The following is a 13125-nucleotide window of genomic DNA, read 5'->3' as shown; positions in this document are numbered from 1 at the left end:
AGGTTGATAAGATGTCAGATTTAATAAGAGATGATGGTAGGAAATTTGATGAATTACGTCCTATTAAGATTGAAGCTGGAGTTCTTGAACGTGCAGACGGTTCAGCTTATTTGGAAGTTGGAGGAAATAAGATATTGGTAGCTGTTTATGGTCCTAGAGAATCATACATCAGAAGATTGCTTGAACCAAATACAGGTGTAATCAGATGTAGATATAACATGGCTCCGTTTTCTGTAGATGACAGAAAAAGACCAGGACCTGACAGAAGGTCATCTGAAATTTCCAAAATTACTGCAGACGCTTTAAGGCCAGCATTAATGTTAGAAAATTATCCTAGATCAATGATTGATATTTATATTGAAGTAATAGAAGCTGAAGGTGGAACCCGTTGTGCTGGAATTACAGCAGCTTCTGTTGCACTTGTCGATGCAGGAATTCCTATGAAAGATATTGTTGTAGGTTGTGCTGCAGGAAAAGTTTATGATGAAATAGTCCTTGATTTATCTGAAAAAGAAGATAAAGAAGGTCAAGCTGATGTTCCAATAGCTATGATGCCAAGAACCGGCGAAATCACATTATTACAAAGTGATGGTAACTTGACTGAAGAAGAATTTGCAAAAGCAATCGATTTAGCTATGGAAGGATGTCGTAAAGTAAACGAAATCCAAAAAGAAGCTTTAATGAAAAAATATTCTATAGAATAGGGGGTGGAAAATATGGAGATAGTACCAGAAATTACAAGAAGAAGTATTGAAAACCTTGTCGGCAATGATAAAAGAGAAGATGGCAGGGCACTTGATGAATATAGGGACATTTCTATTGAAACTAATGTTATTTCCAAAGCTGAAGGTTCTGCTCGTGTTAAAATCGGTGGAACTCAAGTTATTGTAGGTATTAAACCACAACTCGGAAGTCCATTCCCAGACACTCCGGATTTAGGAGTTTTAATGACCAATTGTGAAATGTTGCCAATGGCTGATCCTACTTTTGAACCAGGACCACCTAGTGACGATTCAATCGAACTCGCACGTGTAGTTGACAGAGGTATTCGTGAAAGTGAATTAGTGGAATTGGACAAATTATGTGTTGAAGAAGGAAAACATGTTTGGATGTTATTCATTGACTTGCATATTATTGATAACTGCGGAAACCTTTTCGACGCATGTGAATTAGCAGTTATGGCTGCTTTAAAAACTACTAAATTGCCTGTTGCAACTATCGTTGATGAAGAAGTTGTCATCAGTGAAGATGAACCTTCGATTTACCAATTAACAATGAATTGGCATTATGTACCTTTGTTAAAATTGGTGATAAGATGGTAATCGATCCAACATTATCCGAAGAAAAAGTAGCAAGTGCTCGTTTAAATGTTGGTGTCACAAAAGATGGTCACATCTGTTCCATGCAAAAAGGTGGAAAACAACCATTAACAAAAGATGACATTCTTTTCGCTGTTAATTTAGCAGTAACAAAAACAAAAGAGTTAGTAGAACATCTTTAAACGTCTTGTGGACGATTAAGATTTCTAAATTCTTTTTTTTCTATTTTTTTATTATCAATCAAAACAAATTTTGTATCTATTTTTTCTATCAATCCCTTGATGTGCAGGATATCATTTGAAATCAGGTTTTCGATTTCAGGGATGATGCTCTTGTTGTAGATTGAATGCAGTGGTTCGGATGTCTTTAATTTGTTTTCCTCATCATGATAAGGAACAACAGCTTGATAATCTTTATCAATTTCTTCAAAAATAGTATTTATATAATTTTTGGAAACATAGGGACTGTCACACGGCAGAATCAGTGCGTAATCGCTGCTGATTTCATATAGTCCTGTCATGATTCCGGGCATGGGGCCCTTATCCTTGATTTTGTCTTCAACAAAAGTAATCTTATAGGTGTAGTCTTGAGGATTTATGAATTCGCTATATTTCTCAATCCTTTTTCTATCATTTAAAACAATTATGACTTCATTTATTTGGTGGTTTAAAGTAGTAAGAATATGTTTAATCATAGGTTTGTCCTGAATAATCATAGAACCTTTATCCTGACCCATTCTACTACTTTTGCCTCCACATAAAATAATGCAAGATTTAATATTTTCACTATTTTCAGTATCGTTACTCATATTAAATCTCTCCGGAATTATTTTACGTACACGTCTGCATCAGCATCAAACGGATTGGTACGAACAACTAATGCAATCATGTAAGGGTAATTTTTATATAGATATTTTAGATAACTGACCCATTCATAGACTAACTTGTCGTATACCCTTTTCATGTCTCCATTCAAATGGCCGAAGTCAGTGTCAGTGACTAATGTCAGGTCTTTTCTATGTTCCAGTTCCTCATCCAAGTGAAGAATGGCATTGGTCAATTCAGTAAATTCTTCTTTTTCAAGTAAGTTAGGATTGTTTATTAAATTAATAATAAACTCTCTTTTGCTTGCAAGCAATGTTCTTAAGTTTTCTAAGAATTCTTCACGCTCTTCAGCAGGAATATCTGCTCGAAAATCAAGTGAAGCATCCTTTAGTTCAGCTAGTTTATTGTCAAAGTCTTTTTCATCCCAATCCTTGATTGACTTTAAGTTTTCAGTGCTTGTTTTATATTTATTTGCTGTACTTAATTGACTAATCAATTCGTTTCCAACTTCTGAAAAGAAAGTACTCATGAGCATGTCTAATTTTTCAAGCATAGCTTCTTTTTCCTTTTTTTCAATAATTTCATCAAGTAAAAATGCTACAAGCAGAATATCAACTGGAATGAAACCTAAATGTGTCCAAACATATGAAATAATATGTTCTCCGTCACCTAATACAAGGTAATTTGATCCATAAATGATTATTATCAGCAAAACCATCACTATGGAAAATTTTACCTTCCAACTTAATCGTTTACTCATTGTATAATCTCCAATTTTATCGCTTTTTTGCGGTTATAATGGCTATCGGGTTTTCACTAATCATCAAAATTCCCCTATCGAGGATTCTGCCGTTTGAAACATTGACTTCCATAAGTTTTGGATTATATCCCAAGTCTTTAAGTTTGTTCACTGCCTCAACTTTAGTGTCAACTAGAATAGCTGTAATTATGATTCTTCCTTTTGAATTTAATTTTTCATGGACAATGTCCAAGATATTTTCTAATTGTCTGCCGCTGCCCCCCACAATGGCAATATCAATATCATCAATATCCTTTAGGGCATTTGCCCCATCGTCATTGATTAATGTGACATTATCTCCAAGGTCAAATTTCTTAAGATTTTTTGAAGTAACTTCAATCGCTTCGGGATTGGTATCAATGGAGATGACTTCGCCTGCTCTTTGGCTAAATTCGCAGGTTATTCCTCCGGTTCCGCATCCGCAGTCAACAACTTTGTCTGTTGATGTTACTTCGGATTTATATAAAATTACTGCTCGTATAGCTTCTTTTGTAGGTCCTGGAACGTCACAGGATTTAATGAAATCCTTATCTTCTAACATTTACTCCCACCTTTTAAATAAGTTATTTTCAATTTTTAAGGAGTCCAGGATTTTTCCGACAATGAAATTGATTTGGTCATCAACAGTATCGTGTGTTGAGTAAAAACCGGGCATTGCAGGTAAAATAATGGCTCCCTCTTGTGATAATGTTAGCATGTTCTGTAAGTGAATGCTTCTAAGAGGAGTTTCGCGTGGAACAATAACAGTTGGCCTTCTTTCTTTTAAACTCACATCAGCAACTCTTGTTATAGTATTTGCACCGTAACCATTTGCTATTGATGATAATGTCTTCATTGAACATGGCACAATTGCCAGCGCATCGGCTTTGAATGATCCACTGTTTATCGAAGCGGTCAGGTCATTGAAATCGTAATATTTGTCTGCCATGTTTATTACATCTTCAACATTGTAATCAGTTTCCGATTCAATAACTATTTTAGCCGCATCACTTATGACTAGACTATTTTCAATATTCAATTCCTTTAAAGCCTCAAGAAGTCTTATTCCATATATGACTCCGCTTGCTCCTGTTATTCCAACAACTATCATATTATTCTCCTAGAATAGTTTAATTTGATCATAATGAATTCCGTGGAATTTTTCACGGTCAATTTCAGGTAAATCAATGTAATTATCTAATTTTAATTTGCCGAATTTGGATTTTTCTTCTTCCGGAACATAAACGCTAATGTCCGGAATGTTGAATCTTGCTTTGCTTAATGCTGAGATGATATTTGATATTTCAGTCAGTGGGAACAATTTTCCATCAACGCTTACTTGTGTCTTCATTTCATCAAAACGAGGGTACTCTGCAATATTGACGAATACATAATCTTTGTCAAGTCCATAATCTTCAGCAATTTCCTCTTCCGCTTTTCTAAGTTCCTCGGCTTTGATTTTATACATTTTTTCCGGGAACTTAAAGTTATCCAAACGGATCGTTTTCACTCTTTTTGGAACAATCCTATTGTCCAATCTGTGCATTATGTCGTTTGCATAATCGTTTTCACTTTGTCTGAATGTTGCAATGATGTCTGCATCATCGTATTTGTAAATTTTACGTTCATCTATTGTGCCCTCATCGATTATTTTTTTCAATGCCCTTCTAAACATTGAGTTTACAATTCTGGTGGTGTGGTGCTGATAAACGCTTGGATACATGAAATATCTTGACACTAATGCTCCTTCAGCTGCTTGAACACCCTTAATGTCAAGTATCAATCCGTCATCTAATGTTAAATTTGAAATTAATCTTTCATAATCAATTATTCCGTATGAAACTCCGGTGTTATGTGAATCTCGTAAAAGGTAATCCATCCTATCAACATCAAGCTCGCCGGAAACGATCGGTCCCAGGTGTCCCTTTCCGTTAATGATGTCAACAATTTCATTTACATCAAATTTCTCTTCCAGCAGATCCCTCATTGATGTTTTGGTGATTACATATTTTGATAATTCTTCATGGGGAACGGACAATACTCCTTCTGATACATGGGAAAATGGACCGTGACCTATATCATGTAGGAGGGCAGACGCTCTGATTAGTTCGATGTCATCATCATTCAATCCCAGTTCTTCGGAAAGCTTTGACCCCAAATTCATGGTTCCAACACAATGCTCAAATCTTGTATGTGTTGCTCCAGGATAGATTAAACTGATCAATCCAAGTTGTTTTATGCGTCTTAAACGCTGAAACTGAGGCATATCCATTATTTTTACTTCAAAATTGTTTAAACTGATATCTCCATAGACGCTGTCTCTGATAAATTTCTTTTTTTCACCCATTTTATCAGCCCTCTGTGAACCTTTCTATATTTTCATCAATGTCGCCTGTCCAATTGTCTATCGTAGTTTCAATATAATCGGTTGAATTTGTTGTATTTAAAGTAATATTAGTGCTATTGGTGGTATTTGTATCATTTTTTGGAATATATGTTGGCACATATTCTATCTCGTTTGGTTCAAATGAATCGTCTTCAATGGATAGTAGTTTATACGAATCGTTATCTTCGTGTATTGTTAGTGTTGCGAATGCTGAGCTGATACAAAATGCAATTACAGCAATAATAATGAATACTATTAAATTTGCTTTAATTGAACCTCTCATAATAACACTTTATTAATTTATACTATTATTATTTTTTTTAAAAGCTATTATTTAATTGTTTGGTAAAATTAAACTGATTTAAATGTTTTTTTGTCAATTTTGCAAAATGTTTATATATGATAAATGATAGATTCTTATATCGGAAGTATACTTCCGACAGTATATTTCCGACTAATGAAAAAATAAATAGAGTTAAGATATTATGGTTATGTTTAGTGCTGGTGACACTGCATGGGTTCTCATTTGTACATTGCTTGTACTTTTAATGAGCATTCCTGCAGTAGCATTTTTTTATGGAGGATTAAGTAAAAGAAAGAATGTTTTAAATACAATGTTTTTAACTTTCATTGCATTTGCTATAATCAGTGTGATTTGGGTAGCATTCGGTTATCAATTTGCATTTGGAAGCGATATTTACGGATTGATCGGTTCACCAAGCAATTTCTTCTTGCAGGGAATTGCTTTGGATGACCTGAACGGTACAATTCCAACATTATTGTTTGTAATGTTTCAATGTGCATTTGCTGGAATTACCTGTGCGATTATGTCCGGTGCTTTAGTTGGAAGAATGAAAACAAAAGCATGGGTTATATTCGTTATCATCTGGGCATTAATTGTTTATGTCCCTATTGCCCACTGGGTATGGGGAGGAGGATGGTTAATGCAGATGGGTGCACTCGATTTCGCAGGTGGTGCTGTTGTCCACATTAACTCAGGTATTTCCGCATTGGCTGTAGCATTGGTATTAGGTAAAAGGAAAAACCCTTCCTTGATTCCGCACAATTTAGGTTATGCAGTACTTGGTGCAGCATTGCTTTGGTTTGGTTGGATGGGATTCAATGGAGGATCTGGCCTTGCCGCTGATGGACTTGCGGCTAATGCATTAATAGTGACAAATGTTTCCGCAGCAACCGGTCTTATTGTTTGGACATTAATTGATGTGGTTAAAGTCGGAAAACCAACTATTTTAGGTGCAATATCCGGTGCTGTAGCAGGTCTGGTAGGAATTACTCCTGCAGCAGGTTTTGTTGATGTTTTCGGCGCATTAGTTATTGGTGCAGTTGCTCCGATTATTTCCTATTATTCAATTAATTATCTGAAACCTAAACTTGGATATGATGACGCATTGGATGCATGGGGCATTCACGGAATGTCCGGTGTATGGGGAGCAATCGCAACTGGAATATTTGCAATTCCATCAATCGGTGGAGTGGCAGGACTGATTGCGGGAAATCCTAATCAGGTTGTAATACAGATAATAAGCGTTATCGCCACTATGGCTTATGCGTTTGTAGTAAGTTATATAATAGCAAAAGTCCTAGATAAATCATTGAATGGTATAAGAGTGGAAGATCACAAAGAGATTGGCGGACTCGACACACATCTTCACCAGGAATCCGCTTATAACTTTAATTCATAGGAGGGATATAAATGAAAGCTATTGTTGCAATTATCAGACAGGAAAAGTTTGATGATGTTAAAAGGGCCTTGATGGAAGTGGGCTGTGAAGGTATGACAGTTTCAGAGGTAAAAGGAAGAGGAAGTCAAAAAGGTATTAGGGAATCCTACAGGGGGTCCAGTTATTGCATTGATTTGATTCCCAAAACACGTATTGAAATTGTCGTAAAAAGTGATGAACTTGATTTATTTGTTGATGCGATTAAAAAAGCAGCATATACAGGTAACATCGGGGACGGAAAAATATTCATTTATCCTGTTGAAAATGTGATTAGAATAAGAACCGGTGAACAAGGGGATGATGTTGTGTAAACTAACCTCTTATTAAAATCAATATAGAAAAAATCTATTTTTGATATCTCCCTATTAGGAAGATAATGCATTTTTGCATTATTTTCCTTCAATTAATATTCGATAACCATGCCATTTATGTCTGAAATGTCAACCCAGGTAGTAATGCCTGTGATTTCATATAAAACACCATTGATGTATTCGTATGATGTGTTTTTATTGTCGCTTACCAGGTAGACTTCATTTCCATTGATCTGGTCAACCCTTTTTACAATCCCACCGTATTCATCTGATTCGGCCACAACGATGTCTCCAACATGTATGTCATGGGTCTTGTTTGCAAGCACAGTTTGCCCATCAAGCAATGTCGGAAGCATTGATGTTCCATTGACAGTAAAGACAATAGGAATCTGATTATGCCCAATGCTTGAATCTATATTGATTTCAGCATTTTCAAGACCATAATCGCAGCAGATATCTTCAATTCCATGCCTGTAGGTTTCCACATCTGTAGTGGCATCATCCATGACGTCCAGGGTGTAATTGCAGATAGCCTTGTTCAGTCCGTGTTTGTCAATGTCTGAAAAGGTTGTGGTTTCAACGGTAATGTTCTCGCCATCATTATAAACGTCAACGGAATCGTTGCCAAAAAATATGATTCCCAGTAATATGATTAAAATTAGAATTATTAAAGCTAAAATAATTTTTTTAGCCATCCAATCACTCATCCATAATATTCAAATCCATATTTAGAAGAGCTTTCATTGTTTCAATATCGATTTGACCGGGGGCGGTTGCATCCCTTCCGGCAGCAAAAGTAATCGGTGAATCGAATTTGGATGCCATGACTCTAGTGTAGCTTCCCAAATCGCCCATTGAGATTGCTATTGTGTTTTCGCAATGGGAAAGAACTGCCAGTATTGTTAATGTGTCCTCTAAATCCTGCGGCATGAAAGCGACTTTGGCGATGTCTCCCAATTCGTGCTCTTTATCGACAATGTACATTATCTCATTTAAGTCGGGGGTCTTTTCAAAGTCATGATAGGAAACAATGGTTTTGACGCCGGTGTCATGGATTTTATGAATGTATTCGTCATCGCATTGAAGTTCAATGTCCACATACTCTACCAAATCACAGCATTCATAGAGTATATTCAACCTTTCCTCTTCGCTTCCCTTGAAAGATCCGCCTTCAGTGCTGATTCTATTGGTGGCTATCATTGGAAAGCTAATGTTCTCGATTGTATCTCTGATTTTGCCAATGTCAGGATTTTCAAGTGCGTCTATTCTGAATTCCAATATGTCGGCACCCTTATCGATACAGTCATTTGCAACTTCAATAACGTCTTCATATTTCTCTTGAAAAATGGGAATTGCGATTTTAGTTTGTGAATACATTACTTTATAATATATTTATTACTATTAAATAAGTTTTCTTAAAAACTTTATATAAATTAAAAAACATAATATATACCAATAAAATTTCAAAATTTTATTTATTTGATTAATCAATTATGCAAGGTGTTAATTTGAAAGTTACGGCTATAGGTGCAGATATATCAAAAAATGATGTGTCCTGCAGTTCTAAGCTAGTAGAAACTATAGAAAAGAACCTTCAAAGTGTAATAGAACTAGGTGCAAGAAATGCGGAATTAACAAATGTCACCGGTGATGATGTTGTTGTCACCGCATTTGTTGAGGACGATTTGCTTGAAGTGGTCAATGAAGGTTTGGTTAATGTTTTGAAGATGAGTGCAGAAAATCTTGGTGATTTGTCAGGAATATCAGATAATCCTGATGATGCTGGAGAAGGAATTTCCTATGCTGAAGCAAGCATAAGAAAAGATTTCTATCCTGATGCGATTATCTTAGGTTTTGATACATATGGTGGTGAACCGTTTGTAGCTGATGTTGCAAACTCAGCAATTGAAGCTGCAAAAGGCATGAAAAACTGCACAGATGTATCAGATTACATCGAACCAAAACCAAGAAAGATTCCTGGTGTAGGATATGTTTCACCGGAAACCGATGATCCTGTTGTTGTGGCGGCTGTCGAGAATATCGAATCTGTTGGTGTTATTGCCGGGGCTATGATTGGCGCTGCACTTGGAAATAAGAACGTTTATTTAGTTGAAAGGGGAACAACTTGTAATGTATTGCCTGGTAGCGTAATATTTTCGGCTACCGCATTGATGAATGGAAATGTAATAGATTTAGCTGTTCCATTTGAAAATAAAACTAGAATATTGAGATAGGAGATTTATTATGATATTATTAAACGAAGATACAAAATGTTTAGTTCAAGGAATAACCGGTAAGCAAGGTTCCTTCCATACTGAACAAATGTTGAACTACAATACTAATATTGTAGCTGGTTTGACTCCTGGAAAAGGGGGTCAGGACTTTATGGGAGTTCCGATTTTTAACTCCATGGAAGAAGCAACAGAAAATGTAGATATTAATGCTTCAATAATCTTTGTTCCTGCAAGATTTGCAAAGGATGCAGCATTTGAGGCAATCAGACACTTGGATTTGGTTGTTATCATTTCAGAACATATTCCAGTTCATGACAGTATGAAAATCATGGCATACGCAAAGGAAATGGATACAACCATTATAGGACCTAACACTCCTGGAATCATCTCACCTGGTGTTGGTAAATTAGGTATTATGCCTACTCACATTTTCAAAGAAGGTAACGTGGGAGTAATTTCAAGAAGCGGTACATTGACATATGAAATTGCAAGCGAACTCACTAATGCCGGAATTGGCCAAAGTACTGCAGTGGGTATTGGTGGAGACCCTGTAACCGGAGACAATTATGTGGATATCCTAAAAAGATTTGAAAAGGATGACCAGACCGATGCTGTTGTCCTTATTGGTGAAATTGGAGGAACTGCAGAAGAAAGAGCAGGTAAATATATCGCTGACGAAATGTCCAAACCTGTTGTATCATATATTGCAGGAAGGACTGCACCTCCAGGCAAAAGAATGGGACACGCTGGAGCTATCATTCAAGGCTCATCCGGTACTGTTGCAAGTAAAACCAAAGCCTTAAATGAGGCTGGTGTTGAAGTAGCTAAAAAACCATCTGAAATTGTAGATTTGCTTAAAAAGGTAATGTAGATGTCAAATCAGGAAATTATTGATAAATTATTAAACGGTGAAATGAAACTTTATCAGGTTGATAAAGAGGTTTCAGCAAAGGAAGCAACTGACATTAGGAGAGAGTTTCTCGAACAGAAGTATGATTTGGACTTGTCCAATATCTCAAATTATACTTTGGACATGGAAAGGGCCTCTGCCCGTAACATTGAAAACTCAATCGGTGTATTGCAGCTTCCGATGGGTATTGCAGGACCTTTAAAAATCAATGGCGAATACTGCCAAAGGGAAGTATTTGTTCCACTGGCAACATCAGAAGGAGCATTGGTTGCCTCAATTAACAGAGGAGCATCAACAATCACCGCTTCAGGCGGCGTCAATGCAAGAGTGGTATCAGATATCATGACCCGTGCACCTGCAATCAAATGTGATGGAGTTAGTGATGCTTTAAAGGTAAAACAATGGTTTATTGATAATTTCGATGAGTTGAAGCAAATTGCTGAAAGTACTACTTCCCATGGTAAACTAATTAAAATCGATCCTATCTTAATCGTCGGAAGCTATGTATATCCGAGATTCGTTTTCTCAACCGGAGACAGTATGGGAATGAATATGGTGACAATAGCTTCTGAAAAAATTCTGGATAAACTGGCTGAAGAGACCAGTGCACTTCACATTGCATTAAGCGGAAATGTTTGTGTTGATAAAAAGCCTGCTGCTATAAACATTGTTGAAGGAAGGGGAAAAAGCGTTATAGCAGATATATTAATACCAAAGGATATTGTGGCTAAAAAATTAAAGACAACATCAGAAGCGATTGTCGAAGTGAACACTGCTAAAAATTTAATCGGTTCGGCTGCAAGCGGGTCCATGGCATTCAATGCCCATTATGCGAATATGGTTGCAGCAATATTCTTGGCAACCGGTCAGGACCCTGCACATGTTGCTGAAGGAGCTTTGGGCATTACAACTGCTGAAGACAGAGATGGTGATTTATATTTCTCAGTAAACTTGCCTGACTTGCCTGTTGCCACTGTTGGTGGCGGAACCAGTCTGGAAGTTGCTCGTGAAGGATTGGAAATCCTTGGCGTTGCAGGTTCAGGTCATGCCCGTGAATTTGCAGAAATTGTAGCATCAACTGTTCTGGCAGGTGAATTGTCATTGGTTGGAGCATTAGCTGCAGGACATCTTGCAAGGGCTCACCAGGAACTTGGAAGAGGATAATCATGGACGATTTTCTAGATTCGCTGTATCCGGAAATCACTCTTGAAACCGATGATATTTTGATGACAATATCTGTAAAAAAAGATTACTCCCAAATTGAAGATTTGGACAAAAGAAAAGAAGAGTTCATTAAGGATTTAAATGAGTTCATTAAAGAGTTCAGCGAAACTCATGAATCTAGAGAATTTATGGCTTATTTTGATTAGGGTATTTGGAATCTATCTTTTCAAATACTTTTTTAACATTTACTTTTGTTTCAAAACAGCCGGTCTTTTCAAGCAGAACGCCCTGTGGACAGAAGTCGGACAATAACATCATCATCTGGTTCAAATCTTCATGACAGGCAACGCCGAGAACAGCCTGGAATTTGTTCTCCATTACTATTTTTTTAACAAAGCTGGATCCTGGTACAATATATAATTTGTAGCCCATTGGTTCGGATTTTTTCTTAATCGCTCCAATTGAGCATAATCCGCATTCGCTGCAGTTCAGACCTTCCTTTTGAAGTGGTGCCGGACAGTCTCTGTGTCTGAGGCAATGAGGTAAAAAAATCAATGTTTTTTCAGCGGGAATTTGTTTGAATCTTTCCTTGTTGATGTCGTCACGCACCTTTATTGCAATGTCGTCAATAAGATGATCATCCAATTTCAGAAAATGTGCTATGGTCTTGAATGGAGAGTATAAAAGATCCACAATGTATAATAGGAACCTTGGAAACTTTATCTGATTTTTACGGGCTATCAGATATCCTAAAATCAATACTATAATAAATAATATTATAATCAGGATAGTGAGAAATACTACCAGTTGGCCTAAAAACATGTAGAAGGAATCAAGAAAGATCATATTTCACCCTAGAATTCTTCAATTGTATAATTATCAAAATCTTTATTCAATTTCACGCCTGTAGGTGTTTTCATTATTTCAAGTCCTGACAGGCTGTCGCATGAGCATAATACGTTTTGTTCTGGATGGGTTCCTGGAGTGATGTTGCAGTTCAGGTTTACTGCGTCCCCTATTGATATTACTGTTTCTAAGCGTTTTGTTGATGGATGGTCCTTGTTTAGGATTACCAGTGGTGAGGACTCTTCACGACTGAGGTAAGCCTGTGAACGGATGGCCCTTTTATCTTTTTTAAAGTTGGATACGGCTATTATATCGTCTGATTCTAAAAATTGGACTATCTCTTCATTGTCCTGGGTTGCAATGAACAGCATTTTGTTTTCATAGGATACCTTAACAATGCCGACCATTCCTGTTTCCCCTTCAAGAAATAGTATTTCATCATCTTTAAAATCAATATTCATGTTATCACTAAAAAAAATAAAAAGAGAGTAAATAAATTTACTCTGCAAGTTCAACGTTGTCACTTTGACAAGATGGACAAACAACTTTTTTTCCAAGTCCTTTAAAGGAATTTCCACAGTCTTTGCAATGGTATTTTTTGGTTTTCAATT

17 protein-coding genes and 1 pseudogene are annotated in these 13125 nt (G+C 36.5%); 8 read left to right on the top strand and 10 right to left on the bottom strand.

The window, feature by feature from the left end:
- Nucleotides 1–11 precede the first annotated feature (11 nt).
- Nucleotides 12–704, top strand: coding sequence for an exosome complex exonuclease Rrp41 (gene rrp41, locus E7Z79_RS02560; protein WP_303738416.1), 693 nt, complete (start codon nt 12–14; stop codon nt 702–704).
- Between the two features lie 12 nt (nt 705–716).
- Nucleotides 717–1501: pseudogene (rrp42, locus tag E7Z79_RS02555) on the top strand (exosome complex protein Rrp42).
- Here the strand turns inward: rrp42 and E7Z79_RS02550 are convergent.
- From E7Z79_RS02550 to E7Z79_RS02525, 6 genes are read right to left on the bottom strand one after another with little or no spacing between them, the layout of a single operon-like run.
- Complete coding sequence (locus E7Z79_RS02550; protein WP_303738415.1) at nt 1498–2127, bottom strand: molybdenum cofactor guanylyltransferase; 630 nt, start codon at nt 2125–2127, stop codon at nt 1498–1500. The pseudogene rrp42 and the gene E7Z79_RS02550 overlap by 4 nt on opposite strands.
- A gap of 17 nt (nt 2128–2144) precedes the next feature.
- The gene (locus E7Z79_RS02545; RefSeq protein WP_303738414.1) at nt 2145–2861 is read right to left on the bottom strand and encodes a hypothetical protein; all 717 of its coding nucleotides are present in this window, start codon (nt 2859–2861) and stop codon (nt 2145–2147) included.
- Between the two features lie 58 nt (nt 2862–2919).
- Entirely contained in the window at nt 2920–3483 is a 564-nt protein-coding gene (cbiT, locus tag E7Z79_RS02540) for a precorrin-6Y C5,15-methyltransferase (decarboxylating) subunit CbiT (protein ID WP_303738413.1), read from the bottom strand.
- Nucleotides 3484–4032, bottom strand: a complete 549-nt coding sequence (locus E7Z79_RS02535; protein WP_303738412.1) for a UbiX family flavin prenyltransferase — start codon at nt 4030–4032, stop codon at nt 3484–3486.
- A gap of 9 nt (nt 4033–4041) precedes the next feature.
- Entirely contained in the window at nt 4042–5268 is a 1227-nt protein-coding gene (locus tag E7Z79_RS02530; protein ID WP_303738411.1) for an HD domain-containing protein, read from the bottom strand.
- Nucleotides 5269–5272: 4 nt separating this feature from the next.
- Entirely contained in the window at nt 5273–5590 is a 318-nt protein-coding gene (locus E7Z79_RS02525) for a hypothetical protein (RefSeq protein WP_303738410.1), read from the bottom strand.
- Nucleotides 5591–5792: 202 nt separating this feature from the next.
- Here E7Z79_RS02525 and E7Z79_RS02520 point away from each other — a divergent pair, with 202 nt between their 5' ends.
- Entirely contained in the window at nt 5793–7010 is a 1218-nt protein-coding gene (locus tag E7Z79_RS02520; RefSeq protein ID WP_303738409.1) for an ammonium transporter, read from the top strand.
- Between the two features lie 11 nt (nt 7011–7021).
- Nucleotides 7022–7360, top strand: coding sequence for a P-II family nitrogen regulator (locus tag E7Z79_RS02515; protein WP_303738408.1), 339 nt, complete (start codon nt 7022–7024; stop codon nt 7358–7360).
- Between the two features lie 92 nt (nt 7361–7452).
- Here E7Z79_RS02515 and E7Z79_RS02510 read toward each other — a convergent pair whose 3' ends face one another.
- Entirely contained in the window at nt 7453–8055 is a 603-nt protein-coding gene (locus tag E7Z79_RS02510; protein WP_303738407.1) for a S24/S26 family peptidase, read from the bottom strand.
- Nucleotides 8056–8059: 4 nt separating this feature from the next.
- Nucleotides 8060–8737: a type I 3-dehydroquinate dehydratase gene (gene aroD, locus E7Z79_RS02505; RefSeq protein ID WP_303738406.1), complete on the bottom strand. Its 678-nt coding sequence runs from the start codon at nt 8735–8737 to the stop codon at nt 8060–8062.
- Between the two features lie 131 nt (nt 8738–8868).
- Between aroD and E7Z79_RS02500 the strand changes: the two genes are divergently transcribed.
- From E7Z79_RS02500 to E7Z79_RS02485, 4 genes are read left to right on the top strand one after another with little or no spacing between them, the layout of a single operon-like run.
- The gene (locus E7Z79_RS02500; protein WP_303738405.1) at nt 8869–9594 is read left to right on the top strand and encodes a hypothetical protein; all 726 of its coding nucleotides are present in this window, start codon (nt 8869–8871) and stop codon (nt 9592–9594) included.
- A gap of 10 nt (nt 9595–9604) precedes the next feature.
- Nucleotides 9605–10465 carry a succinate--CoA ligase subunit alpha gene (sucD, locus tag E7Z79_RS02495; RefSeq protein WP_303738404.1) on the top strand — a complete coding sequence of 287 codons (861 nt, stop codon included), beginning with the start codon at nt 9605–9607 and terminating at the stop codon, nt 10463–10465.
- Nucleotides 10466–11668, top strand: a complete 1203-nt coding sequence (gene hmgA / locus E7Z79_RS02490) for a hydroxymethylglutaryl-CoA reductase (NADPH) (protein ID WP_303738403.1) — start codon at nt 10466–10468, stop codon at nt 11666–11668.
- Nucleotides 11669–11670: 2 nt separating this feature from the next.
- Nucleotides 11671–11874: a hypothetical protein gene (locus E7Z79_RS02485; protein WP_303738402.1), complete on the top strand. Its 204-nt coding sequence runs from the start codon at nt 11671–11673 to the stop codon at nt 11872–11874.
- Here E7Z79_RS02485 and E7Z79_RS02480 read toward each other — a convergent pair.
- Nucleotides 11855–12514, bottom strand: coding sequence for a DUF116 domain-containing protein (locus E7Z79_RS02480; RefSeq protein ID WP_303738401.1), 660 nt, complete (start codon nt 12512–12514; stop codon nt 11855–11857). The two genes, E7Z79_RS02485 and E7Z79_RS02480, sit on opposite strands and share 20 nt — an antisense overlap.
- 8 nt (nt 12515–12522) lie before the next feature.
- Nucleotides 12523–12975, bottom strand: a complete 453-nt coding sequence (locus tag E7Z79_RS02475) for a hypothetical protein (protein WP_303738400.1) — start codon at nt 12973–12975, stop codon at nt 12523–12525.
- Nucleotides 12976–13125 lie beyond the last annotated feature (150 nt).

It is taken from the genome of Methanobrevibacter thaueri, assembly GCF_015062905.1.
GTDB lineage: Archaea > Methanobacteriota > Methanobacteria > Methanobacteriales > Methanobacteriaceae > Methanocatella > Methanocatella thaueri_A.
The sequence above is the reverse complement of the archived record's forward strand: the minus strand, read 5'-3'. Positions and strand labels throughout refer to the sequence as shown.

Coding starts and splice junctions, on each gene's coding strand:
- rrp41 (WP_303738416.1), top strand. CDS start 12: ATGTCAGATTTAATAAGAGATGATGGTAGGAAATTTGATGAATTACGT.
- E7Z79_RS02550 (WP_303738415.1), bottom strand. CDS start 2,127: ATGAGTAACGATACTGAAAATAGTGAAAATATTAAATCTTGCATTATT.
- E7Z79_RS02545 (WP_303738414.1), bottom strand. CDS start 2,861: ATGGTTTTGCTGATAATAATCATTTATGGATCAAATTACCTTGTATTA.
- cbiT (WP_303738413.1), bottom strand. CDS start 3,483: ATGTTAGAAGATAAGGATTTCATTAAATCCTGTGACGTTCCAGGACCT.
- E7Z79_RS02535 (WP_303738412.1), bottom strand. CDS start 4,032: ATGATAGTTGTTGGAATAACAGGAGCAAGCGGAGTCATATATGGAATA.
- E7Z79_RS02530 (WP_303738411.1), bottom strand. CDS start 5,268: ATGGGTGAAAAAAAGAAATTTATCAGAGACAGCGTCTATGGAGATATC.
- E7Z79_RS02525 (WP_303738410.1), bottom strand. CDS start 5,590: ATGAGAGGTTCAATTAAAGCAAATTTAATAGTATTCATTATTATTGCT.
- E7Z79_RS02520 (WP_303738409.1), top strand. CDS start 5,793: ATGGTTATGTTTAGTGCTGGTGACACTGCATGGGTTCTCATTTGTACA.
- E7Z79_RS02515 (WP_303738408.1), top strand. CDS start 7,022: ATGAAAGCTATTGTTGCAATTATCAGACAGGAAAAGTTTGATGATGTT.
- E7Z79_RS02510 (WP_303738407.1), bottom strand. CDS start 8,055: ATGGCTAAAAAAATTATTTTAGCTTTAATAATTCTAATTTTAATCATA.
- aroD (WP_303738406.1), bottom strand. CDS start 8,737: ATGTATTCACAAACTAAAATCGCAATTCCCATTTTTCAAGAGAAATAT.
- sucD (WP_303738404.1), top strand. CDS start 9,605: ATGATATTATTAAACGAAGATACAAAATGTTTAGTTCAAGGAATAACC.
- hmgA (WP_303738403.1), top strand. CDS start 10,466: ATGTCAAATCAGGAAATTATTGATAAATTATTAAACGGTGAAATGAAA.
- E7Z79_RS02485 (WP_303738402.1), top strand. CDS start 11,671: ATGGACGATTTTCTAGATTCGCTGTATCCGGAAATCACTCTTGAAACC.
- E7Z79_RS02480 (WP_303738401.1), bottom strand. CDS start 12,514: ATGATCTTTCTTGATTCCTTCTACATGTTTTTAGGCCAACTGGTAGTA.
- E7Z79_RS02475 (WP_303738400.1), bottom strand. CDS start 12,975: ATGAATATTGATTTTAAAGATGATGAAATACTATTTCTTGAAGGGGAA.